A 20,681-nucleotide genomic window follows, 5' to 3' on the forward strand; every position below is an offset into this window, starting at 1 on the left:
TTCCTTACCCCATCAATTTGCGCCAGCCAACGACCAGCCGGCTGCGCGTGCCAAAAAACACTGAAATAAAAAACAGTACGCTGGCGGTCAGCACGATGGCGGGCCCGGCGGGTAAATTCACTGCCCACGAAAGGCTCAATCCCATCCAGGCGCAAAACGCGCCGATCGCCGCCGCCAGCAACAAAATGCCCGGCAGCGTTCGTGCCCAGCAGCGCGCCGCTACCGCGGGCAACATCATCAGCCCTACCGCCATTAGCGTGCCGAGCACCTGAAACCCCGCCACCAGGTTCAGTACCAATAGCGCGAGAAACAGGCCGTGCAGCAGCGCCGGTAGCCGCCGCGCGTTGACCTGTAGCCAGGCGCTATCGAACGCCTCGCTGACCAGCCCGCGATAAAACAGCGCAATGCACAGCAGCGTCAGGCTCGCCACGCCGGTGACAAAGAACGCCGCGTCGCTATCCACCGCCAGAATCGAACCGAACAGCAGGTGCAGCAGATCAACGCTGGAGCCGCGCAGCGAGACCAGCGTGACGCCAAGCGCCAGCGAGCCGAGGTAAAACCCGGCAAAACTGGCGTCCTCTTTCAGCGGCGTTCGCCGGCTGACCCAGCCTGCCACCAGCGCCACCGCGATCCCGGCGATAAATCCGCCAACGCTCATCGCCAGCAGCGACATGCCGTTAAGGAGATAACCCGCCGCCACCCCCGGCAGAATGGCGTGCGACAGCGCATCGCCCATCAGGCTCATCCGTCGCAGCAGCAATAGCACGCCTAACATGGTGGTGCTCAGCGACAGCGCGAAGCACACCACCAGCGCCCGGCGCATAAAGCCAAATTCAATAAAAGGTTGAAAAAAGGTATGCCAGATCATGCCTGCCTCGCGGTGTTGAAGGCAGGAAGCACACTTGACGTCTCGCCCCAGCGCGCGTGCTGGGGTTCAAGCAGCAGCGTCTCGGGAAAGAAATCGGCCACGCACTGGTTATCGTGCAGCACCGCCAGTATCGTTTGCCCCTCGCGATGCATATCGACGATAAGCGCCATCAGCTCGCGGCTGGTGGCCTCATCGACGCCGGTAAACGGCTCGTCCAACATCACCAGCGGCGCCTGTTGCACCATCACCCTGGCAAAGAGCATGCGCTGGAACTGGCCGCCCGAGAGTTCTTCAATCGGCGTATTGGCCAGCGCGCTGAGCCCCACCCGCTCGAGCGCCGCCTTGATGCGCTGACGCTCGCCGCCGCCCAGACCGCGCAGCAGCGAGACTCGCGGCCATGCCCCCTGGCTGACGACATCGCGCACCAGCAGCGGAAACTGTGATTCCAGGGCATGGCGCTGCGCCAGCCAGCCGACCACTGGCCGCCCTTTGCGCCAGTTCAGCCGGCCGCTAACCGGTGGAATAAATCCAGCCAGCGTTTTCAGCAGCGTCGATTTACCACAGCCATTAAGCCCGACAATCGCCGTCAGGCTTCCCGCCGCAATCACGCCGCTTAGCGCCGGAGTGATTGCCATGCCTTCATACCCGGCAACCAGGTGATCCAGCTCAATCATGGCAGCGCCACCGCCCACCATGTGGCCAGCCATAGCGCCGCCAGCAGTCCGCTGGCGATTGCCACGCGCGCCGCGCCGGATGCCATAAAAACCGATGTGAACATATTCCCGCCCATCAAAATGTTATAACATAACAATATGGGATTCAGAAAAGAATGTAAATCTGCGTCAGCGAGAGGAAATGTAACAAAGGTCAACAAGAGGCACGCAGACGGGAAAAAACCGGAGGATAAGCGCAGCGTCCCGGGGCTACCAACCGGATACCAGACCGTAGCCCGGATAAGGCGCTACGCGCCGCCATCCGGGGAACTCGAAATTTGTCGGCTGGATGAAAGGATCAATACCCGCCGCGGGCCTGCGAAACCGCCAGCCCCAGTTGCCAGACAGCCATCGCGTAGTGGGTGCTGTGGTTATAGCGGGTGATAGTGTAGAAGTTCGGCAGGCCATACCAGTACTGGTACCCGGTGCCGATATCCAGCCGCAGCAGGCTGGCCTGCTGATGGTTGCCCAGCGGCTGCGTTGGGGTTAACCCCGCCGCCGACAGCTGTGAAACGCTGTATTTGGTTTTAAAGCCGTTATCCAGACCCGGCGCCTGGCCCAGAGCCTGCACCGCGACGGTATCGCCGCTCACCCAACCGTGCTGTTTAAAGTAGTTCGCCACGCTACCGATGGCATCAACCGGATCCCACAGGTTGATATGACCGTCGCCGTTGAAGTCCACCGCGTATTGCTTATACGACGACGGCATAAACTGGCCGTAGCCCATCGCGCCGGCAAAGGAGCCTTTCAGATCCAGCGGGTCATCGCTTTCGCTGCGCGCCATCAGCAGGAAGGTTTCCAGCTCAGAGGAGAAGTATTCAGCGCGGCGCGGATAGTTAAACGACAGCGTCGCCAGCGCATCGAGGATGCGGGTTTTGCCCATCACCCGGCCCCAACGGGTTTCCACGCCGATAATGCCGACGATGATTTCCGGCGGTACGCCGTAGACCTGATACGCGCGGTTCAGCGCGTCCTGATACTGGTTCCAGAACACCACGCCGTTCTGCACGTTATCCGGCGTAATAAACTGTTTCTTATAGCGTAACCAGGCGCCGTTTGGCCCGGTCGGCGGCAACCCGCTCGGCGCCTGGCGATCCATCAGCCGCAGCACGTAGTCCAGGCGCTTAGCCTGCGACAGGATCTCCTGGAGCTGCTGTCTATCGAAGCCGTGTTTCGCCACCATCTTATCGATGAACTGCGCCGCCGCAGGGTTATTGGCGAAATCGCCGCCCATCTGCATCACGTTATGCTGCGGTTCCAGCAAAAAACCGCCGGTTCCGCTCGCCATCTCCGCTTCCGCGGGGGTCTTAGGTTTGCTGCTGCAGGCAGCCAGAAGTGCACATAAAGGGAGTAAAGCCAGATAGCGACGCTTCAACATGGGAATTCCATTTAACAAAATCGGCAAAGGGTAATTATGGTAAAGCATGCGCCCGCCAACAAGGAAGCGGCAATACATTTGCAGACAAAATAGTCCTTTTTTTGCACGTTCTCCGAGTTCGATCCGCACGTTAATTTTTTCACTCACCGCCCCTGAACTTTCAAAATAAAATATTTATCTTTCATTTTGCGATCAATTTAACACTTTTAAACCTTTCAAAGTGATTAAAATCAGCCTCCAGTTAGCAAGAAAAATAATACGCTGAAGGAGAGAACAATGATTGAAATCGTTACCCACGGCGCTGAGTGGTTCATCGGCCTGTTTCAGAAAGGCGGCGAGGTGTTTACCGGTATGGTGACCGGGATCCTGCCGCTGCTGATAAGCCTGCTGGTGATCATGAACGCGCTGATCAACTTTATCGGCCAGCAGCGGATCGAAAAGCTGGCGCAGCGCTGCGCCGGCAACCCGCTTACCCGTTACCTGCTGCTGCCTTGCATCGGTACCTTTGTCTTCTGCAACCCCATGACCTTAAGCCTTGGCCGCTTTATGCCGGAGAAATACAAACCGAGCTACTACGCAGCGGCCTCCTATAGCTGTCATTCGATGAACGGGCTGTTTCCGCACATCAACCCCGGCGAGCTGTTTGTTTATCTCGGCATCGCCAACGGCCTCACCACGCTGGGCCTGCCGCTTGGCCCGCTGGCGGTGAGCTACCTGCTGGTTGGCCTGGTGACCAACTTCTTCCGCGGCTGGATCACCGACCTGACCACCTCTATTTTCGAAAGAAAAATGGCTATTCAACTTGACCAGAAAGTGCATCTGTCAGGAGCGACATCATGACCCGTATTCGTATTGAAAAAGGGACCGGCGGTTGGGGCGGCCCGCTTGAGCTCGACATCGTTGAGGGCAAAAAGATTGTCTATATCACCGCAGGCACCCGCCCGGCGATCGTCGATAAGCTCGCCAGCCTGACCGGTTGGCAGGCGGTTGATGGATTTAAAGAAGGTGAACCGGCAGAAAGCGAAATTGGCATCGCCATTATTGACTGCGGCGGCACCCTGCGCTGCGGCCTCTACCCGAAGCGCCGTATTCCGACCATCAACATCCACGCCACCGGTAAATCCGGGCAGCTGGCGCAGTACATCGTCGAAGATATTTACGTCTCCGGAGTAAAAGAAGAGAACATCAAACTGCTGGAAGATAGCGGCGAGACGGCAGTGCAACCACTCCCCGCCGCGGGCCGCGATTACGATGCCAGCAAGAAGATTACCGAACAGAGCGACGGCCTGCTGGCTAAGGTCGGGATGGGGATGGGTTCGGTAGTGGCGGTACTGTTCCAGGCCGGACGCGACACCATTGATACGGTGCTGAAAACCATTCTGCCGTTTATGGCCTTCGTCTCGGCGCTGATCGGCATCATCATGGCCTCCGGTATCGGCGACTGGATTGCCCACGGCCTGGCGCCGCTCGCCAGCCATCCGCTGGGGCTGGTGACGCTGGCGCTGATCTGCTCCTTCCCGTTGTTATCGCCGTTTCTCGGCCCCGGCGCGGTGATAGCCCAGGTGATCGGCGTACTGATTGGCGTCCAGATCGGTCTGGGCAACATTCCACCGCATCTCGCCCTACCCGCGCTGTTTGCCATTAATGCCCAGGCCGCCTGCGATTTTATCCCGGTAGGCCTGTCGCTGGCCGAAGCCCGTCAGGAGACGGTACGCGTCGGCGTGCCGTCGGTGCTGGTCAGCCGCTTCCTCACCGGCGCGCCAACCGTGCTGATCGCGTGGTTCGTTTCCGGATTTATTTACCAATAAGAGGTTCCTGAAGATGACCGTCATTTACCACACCACTATTACCCGTATCGGCGCCAGCGCGGCAACGGCGCTGGAAGAACAGATGCTCATTACCTTCCGCGAAGGCGCACCGGCGGATATCGAAGAGTATTGCTTTATTCACAACCACGGTGAGCTATGCGGTGCGCTGCGCCCGGGCGCAGAGCTACAGCTCGGCGATCGGCATTATCCGGTGACCGCCGTCGGCGAGGTCGCCGAGCAAAACCTGCGCGAGCTGGGCCACATCACCCTGCGCTTTGACGGTCATCGTCAGGCGGAGTTTCCCGGAACCGTTCACGTCGCGGGCCCGGTGCCGGACGCCATCGCGACCGGCTGTGTACTGAAATTTGTTGCTTAGAAGGAGAGAAAGATGAATCAGGTTGCTGTTGTCATTGGTGGCGGACAAACCTTAGGAGAGTTTCTGTGCCGCGGTCTGGCCGCCGAGGGCTACCGCGTGGCGGTGGTTGATATCCAAAGTGAAAAAGCCAGCCGCGTCGCCCAGGAGATCAACACTGAATATGGCGAAGGTACAGCATACGGCTTCGGCGCCGACGCCACCAGCGAAGCCAGCGTCACGGCCCTGGCCCACGGCGTAGATGAGATTTTCACGCGCGTCGATCTCCTGGTCTACAGTGCCGGTATCGCTAAGGCCGCGTTTATTAGCGACTTCGCGCTGGGCGATTTTGACCGCTCGCTGCAGGTCAACCTGGTGGGCTATTTCCTCTGCGCCCGCGAGTTCTCACGGCTGATGATCCGCGACGGCATTAAAGGTCGCATCATTCAGATCAACTCGAAATCCGGCAAAGTCGGCAGTAAGCATAACTCAGGCTATAGCGCGGCGAAGTTCGGCGGCGTCGGGCTTACCCAGTCGCTGGCGCTGGATCTGGCGGAATACGGCATTACCGTGCATTCGCTGATGCTCGGCAATCTGTTGAAATCACCGATGTTCCAGTCGCTGCTGCCGCAGTACGCCACCAAGCTCGGCATCGATGAGAGCGAAGTCGAGCAGTACTACATCGATAAGGTGCCGTTGAAACGCGGCTGCGATTACCAGGATGTGCTGAACGTGTTGATGTTCTACGCCAGCCCACAGGCGTCGTACTGCACCGGGCAGTCGATTAACGTCACCGGCGGCCAGGTGATGTTTTAAAAGGTTCCCGGATGGCGCTGCGCTTATCCGGGCAACAAAACTGTAGGTCGGGCAAGGCGTTAGCCGCCACCCGACAAAAAACGGTACCCGGGTTGTACCCGGCATCACACCTTCAGGAGACATTATGGTTACCGCACTCATTACCGTCGCCGCTATTGCCTGGCTTTGCCAACTGGCGTTCGGCGGCTGGCAGATCCGCCGCTTCAATCGCGCCTTTGATAGCCTTTGCCAGCAGGGCCGCGTTGGCGTAGGCCGTTCCTCCGGGCGCTTTAAACCGCGCGCGATTGTCGCTATCGCCGTCGATGAAAACGATCGTATTTGCGATACGCTGTTGATGAAGGGACTCACCGTCTTCGCCAGTCCGCAAAAAATCCCCACGCTTAGCGGTAAACATCTCGAGGAATTGCAGCCTGATGTGATCTTTCCCAATGATCCGCTCTGTCAGAATGCACTATCATTAGCGCTTAATCCGAAACATGCATAATTTCGTTGTGAAAGTTAATGTCTTGCGAAATTATCACTTCGAAACTTAAACGCAGGATACAACGCCTATGAAACCACGTCAGCGCCAGGCAGCCATTCTCGAGTACCTGCAATCGCAGGGCAAATGCTCGGTCGAAGAGCTGGCGCAACACTTCGACACCACCGGCACCACTATCCGTAAGGATCTGGTGATACTGGAGAATGCCGGGACCGTCATCCGCACCTACGGCGGCGTAGTGTTAAATAAAGACGAGGCCGACCCGCCTATCGACCACAAGACGCTGATCAACACCCACAAGAAAGCGCAGATTGCCGAGGCCGCCGTGCGATACATCCACGATGGCGATTCAATTATCCTCGACGCCGGCAGCACCGTGCTGCAGATGGTGCCGTTGCTGAGCCGCTTCAATAACATCACGGTGATGACAAACAGCCTGCATATCGTCAACGCGCTTTCCGAGCTCGATAACGAGCAGACCATCCTGATGCCGGGCGGCACCTTCCGTAAAAAATCAGCCTCCTTTCACGGCCAACTGGCGGAAAATGCCTTCGAACAATTCAGCTTCGACAAGCTGTTTATGGGCACCGACGGCATTGATCTGGTCGCGGGCGTCACCACCTTTAACGAGGTCTATACCGTAAGTAAGGCGATGTGTAACGCCGCCCGCGAAGTGATCCTGATGGCCGACTCATCCAAGTTTGGCCGTAAAAGTCCCAACATTGTCTGCGGCCTTGAACGCGTGGATAAATTGATTACCGATGCCGATATTGACCCTGAATTCCAGCGGGCGCTGGAAGCCAAAGGTATTGAAGTCATTATTACTGGAGAACATCATGAGTAACTTTTTGTTAGAGGCCGGACGCCAGACCTTGATGCTTGAGCTGCAGGAGGCGAGCCGCCTGCCGGAACGCCTGGGCGACGACTTCATCCGCGCGGCGGAAACCATCATCCACTGCGAGGGCAAACTGATTGTCTCCGGTATCGGTAAATCCGGCCACATCGGCAAAAAGCTAGCGGCAACCTTCGCCAGCACCGGCACCCCGGCCTTTTTCGTCCATCCGGCGGAAGCCCTGCACGGCGATCTCGGCATGCTCGATAGCCGCGACGTGATGCTGTTTATCTCCTACTCCGGCAGCGCGAAAGAGCTGGATCTCATCGTACCGCGGCTGGAAGAGAAATCCATTCCGCTGCTGGCGATGACCGGCAAATCCACCTCGCCGCTGGCGCTGGCGGCGAAAGCGGTGCTGGATATCGCCGTAGAGCGCGAAGCCTGTCCGATGCATCTGGCGCCGACCTCCAGCACCGTCAACACGCTGATGCTGGGCGACGCGTTGGCGATGGCGGTGATGCAGGCGCGCGGTTTCAATGAAGAAGATTTCGCCCGTTCCCACCCGGCGGGCGCCCTCGGCGCGCGGCTGCTGAACAAAGTGCATCATCTGATGCGCCGCGATGAAGAAGTGCCGCGGGTCAATGCTGACGCCAACGTCATGGACGCCATGCTTGAACTAAGCCGAACCGGGCTCGGCCTGGTGGCGGTCTGCGATGAAGCCAACCGCGTGCAGGGCGTTTTCACCGACGGCGACCTGCGCCGCTGGCTGGTTGCTGGCGGTACGCTCAACGATGGCGTCACTCAGGCGATGACCCGCAACGGCGTGACGCTGCAGGCGGAAAGCCGCGCGGTGGAAGCCAAAGAGCGGTTGATGAAACACAAAATCAGCGCCGCGCCGGTAGTGGATGAAAACGGCCTGCTGGTCGGCGCCATCAACCTGCAGAACTTTTACCAGGCAGGGATCCTTTAAGCCCCAGACGTTTCGCCAGCCGATGCAGGTTGGCGACGTCCAGTTCCAGCGCACGGGCGGTCGCCGCCCAGTTGCGCTGGTTCGCCTCCAGCGCGTGGCTAATCGCTTCTCGCTGAAAAGAGTCGGTCGCCTCGCGCAGATTGACGTTTCCCGTCGCGGGCGCCGCTGCGACCGTCTCAGTCGGCAACATCGGCGCCGCCACCGCAAACTGGAAATGCTGCGGCTCCAGTACCACTTCATCGCCGGCCTGGGTGGCCCGCGCCAGCACCACCGCCCGGTGAATAGCATGCTCCAGTTCGCGCACGTTGCCCGGCCAGGACCACTGCTGCAGCCTGTTTCGCGCCGCCTCAGCCAAAATGACCCGCGCCAGCCCCATCCGCAGGCGGCACTGCTCACAGAAATAGCCCGCCAGCAGCACCACATCGTTTTCCCGTTCGCGTAGCGCCGGAACCGACAGCGGGAAGACGCTCAGCCGATGGTACAGATCGGCGCGAAAGCGCCCTTCCACCACCTCCTGGCGCAGATCGCGGTTCGTCGCCGCCAGCACCCGCACATCGACCCGCAGGCTGCGGTCATCGCCGACGCGCTGAATATCGCCATACTGCAGCACGCGCAGCAGCTTCGCCTGCAACGCCAGCGACAGTTCGCCAATTTCATCAAGGAACAGGGTGCCGTTATCAGCCATCTCAAATTTACCGCTGCGGTTGCTGATAGCGCCGGTAAATGCCCCTTTCACATGGCCGAACAGCTCGCTCTCCGCCACGCTTTCCGGTAGCGCCGCGCAGTTGAGATAGACCAGCGGATTGGCGGCTCGCGGCGACCCCTGATGCACCGCCTTCGCCACCAGCTCTTTACCGGTGCCGGTTTCGCCGCTTATCAGCACGTTTAAATCTGATGCAGCGACGATATCGATCTCTTTTTTCAGCTGCAGCATGGGCGCCGACAGGCCGATAATCTCCTGACGCTCAGGCTGCGCGTAATGCACCGGCTGCGCCGGCAGCACGTTTTGCGCTTCAAGACGGGCGATGAGCAGCGCGTTATTCAAGGCGCCAGCCACCAGCGCGGCAATTAGCCGCAGCTCTTCATCGCTAAAGCTATCGAAACGGTCGGCATCCATGCCGTCAAGGGTCAGCGCGCCAATCAGCGTCTGCCCGGCGAACAGCGGCAGGCCAACGCAGGCGTGAACCTTCAGACTCTCATGACCGGGGATCAGCCCGTCGTAGGGGTCAGGCAGATCGCTATCCGCCGGGAAGCGCACCACATCACCGGCGCGCGCAATCGCCTCAAGCCGCGGGTGTCCTTCCAGGGCAAAGCGCCGACCGAGCACATCCTGCGCCAGGCCATCGATCGCCAGCGGCACAAACTGATGCGCCTCGTAGCGCAGCAGCGCCGAGGCATCGCAGCCGAGAATCTGCCGCAGGGTAGTAATCAGACGCGAAAAACGGTCGGTGTGACCAATATCGCTTTGTAAATCAATGGCGATTCTCGCCAGCTCGTCGACGGAAAAACTCATTGCTGCTCCATTGTCATTTTGACAATACGCATTGTCATATCGACTATTTTAGTCATTGTCATTTTGACAGCAACAAAAATCATAAAAAATTAAAAATAGATAATTATCAATGAATTAAAAAGTTGGCACGCAACTTGATATAAGCCAATCAACTGAGTTTAAACACACTGTATTGATTGAGGTTGCTATGTCTATTGCGGTTAAAAATAACATTCTTTGGGTTGGCCAACGCGATTGGGAAGTGCGTGATTTCCACGGCACCGAATATAAAACGCTGCGCGGCAGCAGCTACAACAGCTATCTCATCCGCGAAGAGAAAAACGTGCTGATCGATACCGTCGATCATAAATTCAGCCGCGAGTTCGTGCAGAACCTGCGCAGCGAAATCGATCTGGCTGACCTCGACTACGTCGTCATTAACCACGCCGAAGAGGACCATGCCGGCGCGCTGACCGAACTGATGATGCAGATCCCGGATACGCCGATTTACTGCACCGCCAACGCCATCGACTCGATCAACGGCCACCATCATCATCCGGAGTGGAACTTCCACGTGGTGAAAACCGGCGATACTCTCGATATCGGTAATGGTAAACAGCTGATCTTCGTGGAAACGCCGATGCTGCATTGGCCTGACAGCATGATGACCTACCTGACCGGCGACGCGGTGCTGTTCAGCAACGACGCTTTCGGCCAGCACTACTGCGACGAACACCTGTTCAACGATGAAGTGGACCAGATTGAACTGTACGAACAGTGCCAGCGCTACTACGCCAACATCCTGACGCCCTTCAGCCGCCTGGTGACGCCGAAAATTACCGAAATCCTCGGCTTCAACCTGCCGGTGGATATGATTGCCACCTCCCACGGCGTGGTCTGGCGCGATAACCCGACGCAAATCGTCGAGAAATACCTCGAGTGGGCGGCGGATTACCAGGAAGATCGCATCACCCTCTTCTACGACACCATGTCCAATAACACCCGCATGATGGCGGACGCCATCGCTCAGGGGATCACTGAAGTCGACCCGCGGGTAGCGGTAAAAATCTTCAACGTCGCCCGCAGCGACAAAAACGACATTCTCACCAATGTTTTCCGCTCGAAAGGCGTGCTGGTGGGCACCTCCACCATGAACAACGTGATGATGCCGAAAATCGCCGGGCTGGTGGAAGAGATGACCGGGCTGCGTTTTCGCAATAAACGCGCCAGCGCCTTTGGCTCGCACGGCTGGAGCGGCGGCGCGGTAGACCGCCTGTCCACCCGCCTGCAGGATGCCGGCTTTGAGATGTCGCTGAGCCTGAAAGCCAAATGGCGCCCGGATATCGACGCGCTGGAATTGTGCCGCCAACACGGACGCGACATCGCCCGCCAGTGGGCCCTCTCGCCGCTGCCGGTTGCTGAAGCAGCGACAACGCCGGAACCACAGGATTGCGTCTGCGCCGCCGCCGCGGCCGCCGATCTCGGTCCCATGATGCAGTGCAGCGTGTGCCAGTGGGTCTATGACCCGGCGAAAGGCGAACCTAACCAGGATGTACAGCCGGGTACGCCGTGGAGTGAAGTGCCGGACAATTTCCTCTGCCCTGAGTGTTCTCTTGGCAAAGATGTCTTTGACGTACTGGCGACGGAGGCAAAATGAGTGATGGCATCGTCATCATCGGCTCGGGCTTCGCGGCCCGCCAGCTGGTGAAAAATATCCGTAAGCAGGATACGCAAATCCCGCTGACGTTAATCGCCGCCGATAGCATGGATGAGTACAACAAACCGGACCTCAGCCATGTCATCAGCCGCGGGCAGAAGGCCGACGATCTGACCCTGCAAAGCGCCGGCGAGTTCGCCGAGCAGTACAATCTGCGTCTGTTTCCCCATACCTGGGTAAGCGATATCGACGCCGAAAACCGGTTAGTGAAGAGCCAGGATAACCAGTGGCGCTACGACAAACTGGTGCTGGCCACCGGCGCGACGCCGTTTATCCCGCCGGTGCCGGGACGCGAGCTGATGCTGACGCTGAACAGCCAGCGCGAATATGGCGCGGCGCAGAGCCAGCTGCACGACGCGAAGCACGTGCTGATCGTCGGCGGCGGCCTGATTGGCTGCGAACTGGCGATGGATTTCTGTCGCGCCGGTAAAGCGGTAACGGTAGTCGATAACTCAGCCAGCGTGCTGGCGGCGCTGATGCCGCCGGAAGCCAGCAGCCGCCTACAGCATCGGCTCACCGAGATGGGCGTACATCTGATGCTCAAAACGCAGCTTGAGAGGTTAGAGCAAACCGCCGACGGCATTCGCGTCAGCCTCGATCGCCAGCGCGCGATAACCGTCGATGCGGTGGTGGCCGCTGCCGGCCTGCGCCCGGAAACGTCGCTGGCGCACCATGCCGGATTGCAGATTAACCGCGGCGTGGTGGTCAATAACCAACTGCAAACCAGCGACCCGGCGATTTATGCGCTCGGCGACTGTGCGGAAATCAACGGTACGGTACTGCCGTTCCTGCAGCCGATTTTACTCAGCGCCATGTGCCTGAGTAAAAACCTGCTGGCGCAAGCGGGCGAGCTCACATTGCCGCCAATGCTGGTGAAAGTGAAAACACCGGATCTGCCGCTGCATCTGGCCGGCGACACCCGCCGCGACGATCTGACGTGGAATATCGTGGCCACCAAAGAGGGGCTGGTGGCGAAAGGCGTGGATGCCGAAAACCAGCTGCGGGCCTTTGTGGTGAGTGAAGACAAAATGAAGGAAGCCTTTGCGCTGCTCAAGCAACTGGTAAGGTGATGGTTTTCCCGGCTTGCGGCGTAAACGCCTTAGCCGGGCTACGGTATTGTCCTGGTAGCCCGGCTAAGCGCAGCGCAAGCCGGGAAAATAACCAGCCTAGCGCGCCAGATTATCGTAACCGCGCCAGCGATAATTTAACACCGACAGCGCCCAACAAACGACGAACAGCCCCACCACCACAAACCCGGCATCGCCGAGGTTATCGTTTAACGCCCCTACCCAGCGCCACACCCCGCCGCTTAGGGCGAACTTATCCATTAACAGCCCCAGCGCCTCCAGGCCGCCGATAAACAGCGCCACCACCACCGAGGTACCGGTGATGGTCATATTGTAATAGAGCTTGCGCTGCGGCTTGCTGAACGCCCAGCCGTAGGCGCCGACCATCAGCACATTATCAAGCGTATCCACCAGCGCCATACCGCTGGCGAACAGCGCCGGGAAGACCATAATCGACCAAATCGAAATGCCGCTCGACGCGCCGGCGGCGGAAATACCCAGCACGCCGATTTCGGTGGCGGTATCAAAGCCAAGACCGAACAAAAAGCCCACCAGATACATCTGCCAGCTGCGGCTTATCAGCCGGAAGGTCTTGCCAAACAGCCAGCTCATCATACCGCCGCCGCTAACTATCTCATCGCTGACCTTTTCACCGCGCTTCCACGCCTGGAAGCTGCACCACACGCTGCGCAAAATCACCAGATTGACCAGCGCCATCGCCAGCAGGAACAGCGCCGATACCGCGGTGCCAATCACGCTGCCGGTATCGTGTAGCCAACTCATCTGCTGGCTGAAGGCAGTGGCCGTCGCGGCAATCGCCGCCGACGCTAGCACCACGATCGACGAATGCCCTAGCGAGAACCAGGCCCCGACGCCAAACGGCCGCCGCCCCTGCTGCATCATCTTGCGGGTGACGCTATCAATCGCCGCAATATGGTCGGCGTCGACCGCATGGCGCAGGCCGTAACCCCAGGCCAGCAGACTGGCGGCCATCAATGCCCCGCTGTCGCCAAACGCCTGAAACGCCCATAGCCAGGCCAGGGCGTTCGCGGCGATAAGTCCCAATACCAGCGCCGCCGCACGCGGCTGTTGGCGTAAAATCATCGTTATCATCTTAAATCCTTTGAGACTGCCAGCGGGCGGCGGCCACCACCGCCTGACCGTAGGCGATCGCGCCATCGCCAGCAGGAAGCTGCTGCGGAAAAAGCAAAGTAAAATCAGAGAGGTAATCGCTGAGGCGGGCGGCGAGCAGCTGATTATGCAGTACGCCGCCGCTACAAACGATCGTCGCTATCCCGCGGGAAGCGGCGCGGTCGCGCGCCAGCGCCGCCAGCCCGCAGGCCAGCGCATCATGAAAGGCCCAGGCTTTCTGCGCGGGCGTCGCCTGCCAGCGCAACCACTGTCGCCAGAAGGTGGCTAAATCCAGCTCGCCGCCGCGCCAGGGCAGCGTGACCGGATGGCTGACGCCCGGACAGCTGGCGGCCAGCGCCTCCAGCCGACAGGCCGCCTCGCCTTCGTAGCTCAGGCTCTCCGGCGCGCAATCCAGCGCGTAGGCGACGGCATCAAACAGCCGTCCGCAGGAAGAGGCGCGCGGCGAATTAATACCGCGTTCGATGGCCTGCGCCAACAGCGGCCAGTTTCGCTGCCCCAGCGCGGCGGTTTGCGGGTATGACTGCCAGTCGGGAATAAATGCCAGGCACTGGGCCAACAAATTTCGCCACGGCTGGCGCGCCGCCAGATCGCCGCCCGGCAGAGCCACGGCCGGGAGGCCGCCAAGATGTTCGCATTCGCGGTAGTTCACCCGCAGGCATTCGCCGCCCCACAGCGCGCCGTTTTCCCCCATGCCAATGCCATCAAGGGTCAGGGCAATCACATCGCCGCCGTCGAGCGGCCAGCGGTGTTCTGCCAGGCAAGCCGCCGCGTGGGCATGGTGATGCAGTACCGGCTCGACCGGTAACGACATTGACGCCGCCCACTGTGTCGAGCGATAGCCGGGATGGGCGTCAACCGCCACCCGCTGCGGCGCAAATGCATAAATGCTCTGCATTAACTGCAGCGCACTGCGCCACTGTTGCTCGACGCCCTCCTCGCCGAGATCGCCAAAATGCTGGCTCAGCACCGCCTCGTCGCCGCGCGCCAGACAGAAGGTATTTTTCATATCCGCCCCCAGCGCCAGCAACGGCGGAATATTATCCAGGCCCGGCGGCAGCGGCAGCGCATCCGGCACATAGCCACGGGCGCGGCGCAGCATCTCACCGCTTGAGCGCACCAGCGAATCGTCCATACGCTGCACGATATCGCGATTATGTAGCAGAAAACCGTCGGCGATATCGGCTAAGTCGGTGAGCGCTTCGCGATTACTCAATGCCGGAGGGCGGCCGCTGAGGTTGCCGGAGGTCATCACTATCGGGCGCGCCAGCGCCTGCAGAAGTAAATGCTGCAGCGGATTAGACGGCAGCATCACCCCAACTTCCGCAAGCCCTGGCGCAATCTCGTCACACAGGCCGGGAACCTGCGCTTTAGCCAGCAATACAATCGGCGCGGCGGGCGAGCGCAGCAGCGTTGCCGCCGCGGCGGGTAATCCCGTGGCCGTCGGCAGCATTACCGCCAGCGGTTTTGCCGGGCGCCGTTTTCGCGCGCGCAGCGCTGCCACCGCCACGCTATTGCCGGCATCGCAGGCCAGATGAAAACCGCCAATCCCTTTTATCGCCACAATATCGCCCGCAGCCAGCCGCGCGATGGCCGCCTGCAGCGCCGCTTCAGCGAATAGCGTTAGGGTTCCCGCCCGCCACTCCAGCTGTGGGCCGCAATCGGCACAGGCCACCGGCTGGGCGTGAAAACGGCGATCGGCAGGCTCCCGGTACTCGGCAGCGCAGCGCGGACACAGCGGGAACGGCGCCATCGCCGTAAAGGGACGATCGTATGGCATGGCGCGAATAATGGTGAAGCGCGGCCCGCAGTGGGTACAGTTGATAAAGGGGTAACGGTAACGGCGTTCTTGCGGATCGTTCATCTCCGCCAGGCACGCCGGGCAGGTTGCGGCATCGGGAACAATCTGCGTGCGCATACTGCCGCCGCCGCTGTGGCGAATGGTGAAATCCTGAGGAAGCTTATGCCAGTGAAACGGGGTGCAGTCGGTGCTGTCAATACGCGCCAGCGGCGGACAGTGACGGGCCAACGCGGCGGTAAAACCACCGTCGTCGCCGATCAGCCTGACCAGCACGCCGTCGCCGTCGTTACAGACATCGCCGCCGCGCGCCATTTGTCGCGCCAATTGCCAGACGAAGGGGCGGAAACCCACCCCCTGCACTTTACCGCGAATGCGGATTTGCACCCCGTTCATGCGGCGTATTACCAGGCCAGCGCCGTACGGCGACGTTTTTCGAGGTTCATCTGCTCAAGCTTGTTGCGGTCGACGCAAACCAGCGCGTGCGTCGGGCAGGCTTCAATGCAGGCCGGACCGCTATCGCGCTGGTGGCACAGGTCGCACTTGTTGGCTTCGGCTTTTTCCGCCATGACGTTCAACCCGGCGCCGCTGTGGCGAACGACCGGGCGCACCACCACTTCCATCGCCCCATACGGGCAGGCGACAACGCAGGTTTTACAGCCGATGCAGCGCTCCTGCATCACGTGGACAAAGCCTTTATCGCGGCTGATGGCGCCGTTCGGGCAGACGTTGGCGCATGGCGCGTCTTCACATTGACGACAGGCCGTCGCCGTCGACACATTGACGCCTTTGATCACGTGAATACGCGGCAGGAACGACTGCGGCGTCAGCGCGGCGCAATCCTGATTTTCCTGATGAGAGACCACGCAGGCCACTTCACAGGTGCGGCAGCCGATGCATTTGCTCGCATCGGCGATAATGAAACGGTTCATCCATTTCTCCAGCGGAAAGAAGTTAACGCGCCGGATTATGCATAATACGTTCCAACTTTTATTTCATTGAAATTTAAGGGAATTAAATTAACAGTCGCTGTCATCGTCACAACTGACGATGACAGCTGACGACATCAGACATGCGGGCCGCGCGCCAACGACTCGCGTTCAATCAGCTCGCCGGGGAAAGTTTGCTGATATTTAAATTCCCCGCCATCGAGCATAAATATCAGCCTGTTGATGCTCTCTTTCATCATTTCGGTGACCGGAATTTTAACGCTGGAGAGCGAAGGGATCACATACGGCGCCAGCGCGATGTCATCGAAACCGATCACCGATACCTGCTGCGGCACCGCGATCCCCTGCTGGTGCAGTTGCTTAATCGCGCCGATCGCCATGTCGTCATTACTGGCGACCAGCGCGCTGAAACTGACGCCGCGTTGGCAGAGCGCTTCGACAGCGGCGGCTCCGGTTTGTGGCGTCCAGCGCCCTTCGACGATCAGTTCTTGCCGCACGGGAAGCCCCAGGCCTGCCAGCGCGTCTTTATAACCAGAGAGACGCTCAACCCCGGTAGGCGAATCCAGCGAACCGGTGATAAAAGCAATGTCGCGATGTCCGCTGGCAATTAACTTTTCAACCGCCATCCGCGCCGAGGCTTTGTGATCGGACCATACGCAGTGGCTGGCATGGCGGCGCAGGCGACGGTTCAGCACCACAATCGGCTGCTCATGATTGTCGATGATCTCATCCATTTCATCGACGCTAAGAAAGCGCGGATAGATGATGATCGCATCACAGCGCATATCGAGCAGATACTGAATCGCCTCGCGCTCCTCTTGCGCGCTGTGTTTGCCGTCGGCAAGGATCAGCTGCCGCCCCTGATCTTCCGTCAGCCGCGCCACGTGAAACAGCAGCTCGCTGAAATAGACGCCGTGATAAAGGGTGTTGGTTACCACCAGCCCGATGGTCTGGCTTTTTTTGGTCGCCAGATTGCGCGCCAGCAGATTCGGCCGATAGCCGCTTTCGGCAATTGCCTGAAACACCCGGTCTTTGGTCTCCTGGCTAACATAGCCATTGCCCGACAGCACCCGCGAAACGGTCGCCTTTGATACTCCCGCGCGCTTCGCAACCTCCAGCATCGTTGCCATGGGGTTCTTCCTGTAACTTAAGTTGCCTGCAGTGTACTGCACGTCTCGCCGTTTTTCAGCAGTCGGCATCGCCCTGATGTTGCTCTGCCCCTGCCTACAAAGCGATCAAAATCACAAATTTGAAAAGTGATTTTTTTAATTCTTGTATGGCTCAATGAAACTAATCATGATTTTGTGGAACCGGTTTCCTATGCATATACCGCGCATAGCCGCCGTCAGGCGCTGGCGTGTAATCAGTACCCTATTGATAAAACAGGATAAAATCCGATGTCTAAAAATTATGCAGCCCTGGCGAACCAGATCCTGACGGCGATCGGCGGCGCAGACAACGTCGTTGCCGTAACCCACTGCATGACCCGCCTGCGCTTTGTGGTGAAAGATAACCAACGCGTGGACGCCCCGGCGCTGAAAGCGCTGCAAGGGGTACTTGGCGTCGTGCGTAGCGATAACCAGTGCCAGGTGATCATCGGCAATACCGTATCGCAGGCGTATCGCGAAGTGCTGAATCTGCTGCCCGGCGAGTTGCGCCCGGCTGAGCCGCAGGGGAAACCGCCGCTGACCTTAAAACGCATCGGCGCCGGGATCCTTGATGCGCTGATCGGCACCATGTCGCCGCTGATCCCGGCGATTATTGGCGGATCGATGGTCAAACTGCTGGCGATGATCCTGGAAATGAGCGGCGCGTTGCCAAAAGGCTCGCCGACGCTGACCATTCTGACGCTTATCGGCGACGGCGCGTTCTTCTTCCTGCCGCTGATGGTTGCCGCTTCCGCGGCGGTAAAATTCAAAACCAATATGTCGCTGGCTATCGCCATCGCCGGGGTGCTGGTGCATCCGGGGTTCATCGAATTAATGGCCAAAGCCGCGCAGGGTGAGCACGTTGAGTTCGCCTTCATTCCGGTTACCGCCGTGAAATACACCTACACGGTGATCCCGGCGCTGGTGATGACCTGGTGTCTCTCTTATATCGAGCGCTGGGTCGATCGCATCACCCCGGCGGTGACAAAAAACTTCCTTAAACCGATGCTGATCGTGCTGATTGCCGCGCCGCTGGCGATCCTGCTGATTGGCCCGCTCGGCATCTGGATCGGCAGCGCGATCTCCGCGCTGGTGTACACGATCCATAGCTATCTCGGCTGGCTGTCGGTGGCGATCATGGGCGGACTCTGGCCGCTGCTGGTGATGACCGGGATGCACCGCGTCTTTACGCCAACCATCATTCAGACCATCGCCGAAACCGGCAAAGAGGGCATGGTGATGCCATCGGAAATCGGCGCCAACCTGTCGCTGGGCGGCTCGTCGCTGGCGGTGGCGTGGAAAACCAAAAACCCGGAGCTGCGCCAGACCGCATTAGCGGCGGCGGCATCGGCGATTCTGGCCGGGATTTCCGAACCGGCGCTGTACGGCGTGGCGGTACGTCTGAAACGCCCGCTGGTCGCCAGCTTAATCAGCGGCTTTATTTGCGGGGCGGTGGCGGGGATCGCCGGGCTGGCCAGCCATTCGATGGCGGCGCCGGGGCTGTTCACCAGCGTCCAGTTTTTCGATCCGGCCAATCCGATGACTATCGTTTGGGTCTTTGGCGTGATGGCGCTGTCGGTGGTGCTCTCCTTTGCGCTGACGCTGCTGCTCGGTTTTGAAGATATCCCGGTAGAAAATGCCGCCGCCGACGCCAGACAGCGCCAGGGCGCGGCCACTCACGCCTGAACACTTTTTTGAACGCGAGGTAACGCATGTCGAGTTTTCCACACGGATTTTTATGGGGCGGCGCTCTGGCCGCTAACCAGTCTGAAGGCGCTTATCTTGAGGGCGGCAAAGGGCTGACAACCGTTGATACTATTCCGCACGGCGCCCATCGCCTGGCGGTGAAGCTGGGCCAGGAGAAGCGCTTTACGCTTCGCGAAGATGAATTCTACCCAAGCCACGTGGCGATTGATTTTTACCATCGCTATAAAGAGGATATCGCCCTGATGGCGGAGATGGGGTTTAGCGTCTTCCGCACCTCTATCGCCTGGAGCCGACTGTTCCCGCGCGGCGATGAACAACAGCCAAACCCGGAAGGTATCGCCTTCTATCGTGCGATGTTTGAAGAGTGCAGAAAGTACGGGATCGAACCGCTGGTCACCCTGTGCCACTTTGATGTCCCGATGCATCTGGTGACGGAATATGGCTCCTGGCGTAACCGGAAGATGGTCGATTTTTTCAGCCACTATGCGCGCACCTGTTTTGAAGCGTTTGACGGACTGGTGAAATACTGGCTCACCTTCAATGAAATCAACATTATGCTGCATAGTCCCTACTCCGGCGCCGGTCTGGTGTTTGAGGAAGGAGAAAATCAGGAACAGGTGAAATACCAGGCCGCGCATCACGAGCTGGTGGCCAGCGCGCTGGCGACAAAAATCGCCCATCAGGTTAACCCGCAAAACCAGGTCGGCTGCATGCTGGCGGGCGGTAATTTCTACCCGTATTCCTGTAAGCCGGAAGATGTCTGGATGGCGCTGGAAAAAGATCGTGAAAACCTGTTCTTTATCGATGTGCAGGCACGCGGCGCGTATCCGGTGTGGGCCGCGCGGGTATTCCGCGAGAAAGGCGTCACTATTGCCAAACAGCCGGGCGACGACGAAATCCTCAAAAACACCGTTGATTTTGTCTCCTTTAGCTATTACGCCTCGCGCTGCGCGTCAGCGGAGATGAACGCCAGCAATACCAACGCCGCCAATATCGTCAAGTCGCTGAAGAATCCGTACATTGCGGCCAGCGAATGGGGATGGGGCATCGATCCGCTCGGCCTGCGCATCACCATGAACATGATGTATGACCGCTATCAGAAACCGCTATTCCTCGTGGAAAACGGGCTCGGCGCGCGCGATGAAATTGACGCCAACGGCGAAATCAACGACGACTACCGCATTAGTTATCTGCGCGAGCACATCAAGGCGATGCGCGACGCCATCGATGATGGCATTCCGGTCATCGGCTATACCAGCTGGGGCTGTATCGATTTGGTATCCGCCTCCACCGGCGAGATGAGCAAGCGCTACGGTTTCGTGTATGTCGATCGCGACGATGCCGGTAACGGCACGCTTGCGCGCAAGCGCAAGAAATCGTTCTGGTGGTATAAGAAGGTCATCGCCAGCAACGGGGCGGATCTGGAGTAGTCGGT

19 protein-coding genes are annotated in these 20,681 nt (G+C 59.3%); 11 read left to right on the plus strand and 8 right to left on the minus strand.

The window, feature by feature from the left end:
- Nucleotides 1–4 precede the first annotated feature (4 nt).
- From PGR79_RS05165 to mltB, 3 genes are all read right to left on the minus strand, one after another.
- Nucleotides 5–868: a metal ABC transporter permease gene (locus PGR79_RS05165; RefSeq protein ID WP_015370052.1), complete on the minus strand. Its 864-nt coding sequence runs from the start codon at nucleotides 866–868 to the stop codon at nucleotides 5–7.
- The gene (locus tag PGR79_RS05170; protein ID WP_162750228.1) at nucleotides 865–1,575 is read right to left on the minus strand and encodes a metal ABC transporter ATP-binding protein; all 711 of its coding nucleotides are present in this window, start codon (nucleotides 1,573–1,575) and stop codon (nucleotides 865–867) included. Before PGR79_RS05170 ends, PGR79_RS05165 begins: the two co-directional genes overlap by 4 nt.
- Nucleotides 1,576–1,879: 304 nt before the next feature.
- Nucleotides 1,880–2,959, minus strand: coding sequence for a lytic murein transglycosylase B (mltB, locus tag PGR79_RS05175; RefSeq protein WP_020078114.1), 1,080 nt, complete (start codon nucleotides 2,957–2,959; stop codon nucleotides 1,880–1,882).
- A gap of 276 nt (nucleotides 2,960–3,235) precedes the next feature.
- On the opposite strand from mltB, the gene srlA reads away from it, so the two are divergent.
- From srlA to gutQ, 7 genes are all read left to right on the plus strand, one after another.
- Nucleotides 3,236–3,799 carry a PTS glucitol/sorbitol transporter subunit IIC gene (srlA, locus tag PGR79_RS05180; RefSeq protein ID WP_087859294.1) on the plus strand — a complete coding sequence of 188 codons (564 nt, stop codon included), beginning with the start codon at nucleotides 3,236–3,238 and terminating at the stop codon, nucleotides 3,797–3,799.
- The gene (srlE, locus tag PGR79_RS05185) at nucleotides 3,796–4,767 is read left to right on the plus strand and encodes a PTS glucitol/sorbitol transporter subunit IIB (RefSeq protein WP_430921194.1); all 972 of its coding nucleotides are present in this window, start codon (nucleotides 3,796–3,798) and stop codon (nucleotides 4,765–4,767) included. Before srlA ends, srlE begins: the two co-directional genes overlap by 4 nt.
- A 13-nt stretch (nucleotides 4,768–4,780) precedes the next feature.
- A complete protein-coding gene (srlB, locus tag PGR79_RS05190; RefSeq protein WP_113374629.1) occupies nucleotides 4,781–5,143 on the plus strand; it encodes a PTS glucitol/sorbitol transporter subunit IIA in 363 nt (120 codons plus the stop codon).
- Nucleotides 5,144–5,155: 12 nt separating this feature from the next.
- Nucleotides 5,156–5,935, plus strand: coding sequence for a sorbitol-6-phosphate dehydrogenase (gene srlD / locus PGR79_RS05195; protein WP_213317203.1), 780 nt, complete (start codon nucleotides 5,156–5,158; stop codon nucleotides 5,933–5,935).
- Between the two features lie 124 nt (nucleotides 5,936–6,059).
- On the plus strand, nucleotides 6,060–6,419 hold the full coding sequence (gutM, locus tag PGR79_RS05200) for a transcriptional regulator GutM (protein WP_015703248.1): 360 nt from the start codon (nucleotides 6,060–6,062) through the stop codon (nucleotides 6,417–6,419).
- A 67-nt stretch (nucleotides 6,420–6,486) separates the two neighbouring features.
- The gene (gene srlR / locus PGR79_RS05205; protein ID WP_032708956.1) at nucleotides 6,487–7,260 is read left to right on the plus strand and encodes a glucitol operon DNA-binding transcriptional repressor SrlR; all 774 of its coding nucleotides are present in this window, start codon (nucleotides 6,487–6,489) and stop codon (nucleotides 7,258–7,260) included.
- The gene (gene gutQ, locus PGR79_RS05210) at nucleotides 7,253–8,218 is read left to right on the plus strand and encodes an arabinose-5-phosphate isomerase GutQ (RefSeq protein WP_087859297.1); all 966 of its coding nucleotides are present in this window, start codon (nucleotides 7,253–7,255) and stop codon (nucleotides 8,216–8,218) included. Before srlR ends, gutQ begins: the two co-directional genes overlap by 8 nt.
- Here gutQ and norR read toward each other — a convergent pair.
- The gene (norR, locus tag PGR79_RS05215; protein WP_411325257.1) at nucleotides 8,181–9,731 is read right to left on the minus strand and encodes a nitric oxide reductase transcriptional regulator NorR; all 1,551 of its coding nucleotides are present in this window, start codon (nucleotides 9,729–9,731) and stop codon (nucleotides 8,181–8,183) included. The genes gutQ and norR overlap by 38 nt on opposite strands.
- A gap of 187 nt (nucleotides 9,732–9,918) precedes the next feature.
- Here norR and norV point away from each other — a divergent pair, with 187 nt between their 5' ends.
- Nucleotides 9,919–11,367 carry an anaerobic nitric oxide reductase flavorubredoxin gene (gene norV, locus PGR79_RS05220; protein ID WP_430921196.1) on the plus strand — a complete coding sequence of 483 codons (1,449 nt, stop codon included), beginning with the start codon at nucleotides 9,919–9,921 and terminating at the stop codon, nucleotides 11,365–11,367.
- The gene (gene norW / locus PGR79_RS05225) at nucleotides 11,364–12,497 is read left to right on the plus strand and encodes an NADH:flavorubredoxin reductase NorW (protein WP_430921198.1); all 1,134 of its coding nucleotides are present in this window, start codon (nucleotides 11,364–11,366) and stop codon (nucleotides 12,495–12,497) included. Before norV ends, norW begins: the two co-directional genes overlap by 4 nt.
- Before the next feature lie 96 nt (nucleotides 12,498–12,593).
- Here the strand turns inward: norW and PGR79_RS05230 are convergent, their stop codons facing one another.
- The 4 genes from PGR79_RS05230 to PGR79_RS05245 form a co-directional block, all read right to left on the minus strand.
- On the minus strand, nucleotides 12,594–13,607 hold the full coding sequence (locus tag PGR79_RS05230; protein WP_113374634.1) for a HoxN/HupN/NixA family nickel/cobalt transporter: 1,014 nt from the start codon (nucleotides 13,605–13,607) through the stop codon (nucleotides 12,594–12,596).
- Nucleotide 13,608: 1 nt separating this feature from the next.
- Nucleotides 13,609–15,837 (minus strand): carbamoyltransferase HypF, encoded by a 2,229-nt coding sequence (gene hypF / locus PGR79_RS05235; protein WP_430921200.1) that lies wholly within the window; start codon nucleotides 15,835–15,837, stop codon nucleotides 13,609–13,611.
- Nucleotides 15,838–15,845: 8 nt separating this feature from the next.
- Complete coding sequence (gene hydN, locus PGR79_RS05240; protein ID WP_015370036.1) at nucleotides 15,846–16,373, minus strand: electron transport protein HydN; 528 nt, start codon at nucleotides 16,371–16,373, stop codon at nucleotides 15,846–15,848.
- Nucleotides 16,374–16,507: 134 nt separating this feature from the next.
- A complete protein-coding gene (locus PGR79_RS05245; protein ID WP_411325254.1) occupies nucleotides 16,508–17,521 on the minus strand; it encodes a LacI family DNA-binding transcriptional regulator in 1,014 nt (337 codons plus the stop codon).
- 267 nt (nucleotides 17,522–17,788) lie between these two features.
- On the opposite strand from PGR79_RS05245, the gene ascF reads away from it, so the two are divergent.
- Together ascF and PGR79_RS05255 are read left to right on the plus strand one after the other, a co-directional pair.
- Nucleotides 17,789–19,225 (plus strand): PTS cellobiose/arbutin/salicin transporter subunit IIBC, encoded by a 1,437-nt coding sequence (gene ascF, locus PGR79_RS05250; RefSeq protein WP_087859304.1) that lies wholly within the window; start codon nucleotides 17,789–17,791, stop codon nucleotides 19,223–19,225.
- Nucleotides 19,226–19,251: 26 nt separating this feature from the next.
- On the plus strand, nucleotides 19,252–20,676 hold the full coding sequence (locus PGR79_RS05255) for a 6-phospho-beta-glucosidase (RefSeq protein ID WP_015703258.1): 1,425 nt from the start codon (nucleotides 19,252–19,254) through the stop codon (nucleotides 20,674–20,676).
- Nucleotides 20,677–20,681: the final 5 nt, after the last annotated feature.

Origin of the sequence: Klebsiella sp. 141161, assembly GCF_050600815.1 — a bacterium.
Classification (GTDB): Bacteria; Pseudomonadota; Gammaproteobacteria; order Enterobacterales; family Enterobacteriaceae; genus Klebsiella; species Klebsiella aerogenes.

What these genes read in the sequence shown, in the direction of transcription:
- norW (WP_430921198.1), top strand. Translation starts at nt 11,364, where the DNA reads ATGAGTGATGGCATCGTCATCATCGGCTCGGGCTTCGCGGCCCGCCAG.
- norV (WP_430921196.1), top strand. Translation starts at nt 9,919, where the DNA reads ATGTCTATTGCGGTTAAAAATAACATTCTTTGGGTTGGCCAACGCGAT.
- PGR79_RS05170 (WP_162750228.1), bottom strand. Translation starts at nt 1,575, where the DNA reads ATGGCTGGCCACATGGTGGGCGGTGGCGCTGCCATGATTGAGCTGGAT.
- ascF (WP_087859304.1), top strand. Translation starts at nt 17,789, where the DNA reads ATGTCTAAAAATTATGCAGCCCTGGCGAACCAGATCCTGACGGCGATC.
- srlR (WP_032708956.1), top strand. Translation starts at nt 6,487, where the DNA reads ATGAAACCACGTCAGCGCCAGGCAGCCATTCTCGAGTACCTGCAATCG.
- mltB (WP_020078114.1), bottom strand. Translation starts at nt 2,959, where the DNA reads ATGTTGAAGCGTCGCTATCTGGCTTTACTCCCTTTATGTGCACTTCTG.
- PGR79_RS05230 (WP_113374634.1), bottom strand. Translation starts at nt 13,607, where the DNA reads ATGATAACGATGATTTTACGCCAACAGCCGCGTGCGGCGGCGCTGGTA.
- gutQ (WP_087859297.1), top strand. Translation starts at nt 7,253, where the DNA reads ATGAGTAACTTTTTGTTAGAGGCCGGACGCCAGACCTTGATGCTTGAG.
- hypF (WP_430921200.1), bottom strand. Translation starts at nt 15,837, where the DNA reads ATGAACGGGGTGCAAATCCGCATTCGCGGTAAAGTGCAGGGGGTGGGT.
- PGR79_RS05255 (WP_015703258.1), top strand. Translation starts at nt 19,252, where the DNA reads ATGTCGAGTTTTCCACACGGATTTTTATGGGGCGGCGCTCTGGCCGCT.
- srlB (WP_113374629.1), top strand. Translation starts at nt 4,781, where the DNA reads ATGACCGTCATTTACCACACCACTATTACCCGTATCGGCGCCAGCGCG.
- gutM (WP_015703248.1), top strand. Translation starts at nt 6,060, where the DNA reads ATGGTTACCGCACTCATTACCGTCGCCGCTATTGCCTGGCTTTGCCAA.
- norR (WP_411325257.1), bottom strand. Translation starts at nt 9,731, where the DNA reads ATGAGTTTTTCCGTCGACGAGCTGGCGAGAATCGCCATTGATTTACAA.
- srlD (WP_213317203.1), top strand. Translation starts at nt 5,156, where the DNA reads ATGAATCAGGTTGCTGTTGTCATTGGTGGCGGACAAACCTTAGGAGAG.
- hydN (WP_015370036.1), bottom strand. Translation starts at nt 16,373, where the DNA reads ATGAACCGTTTCATTATCGCCGATGCGAGCAAATGCATCGGCTGCCGC.
- PGR79_RS05245 (WP_411325254.1), bottom strand. Translation starts at nt 17,521, where the DNA reads ATGGCAACGATGCTGGAGGTTGCGAAGCGCGCGGGAGTATCAAAGGCG.
- srlA (WP_087859294.1), top strand. Translation starts at nt 3,236, where the DNA reads ATGATTGAAATCGTTACCCACGGCGCTGAGTGGTTCATCGGCCTGTTT.
- srlE (WP_430921194.1), top strand. Translation starts at nt 3,796, where the DNA reads ATGACCCGTATTCGTATTGAAAAAGGGACCGGCGGTTGGGGCGGCCCG.
- PGR79_RS05165 (WP_015370052.1), bottom strand. Translation starts at nt 868, where the DNA reads ATGATCTGGCATACCTTTTTTCAACCTTTTATTGAATTTGGCTTTATG.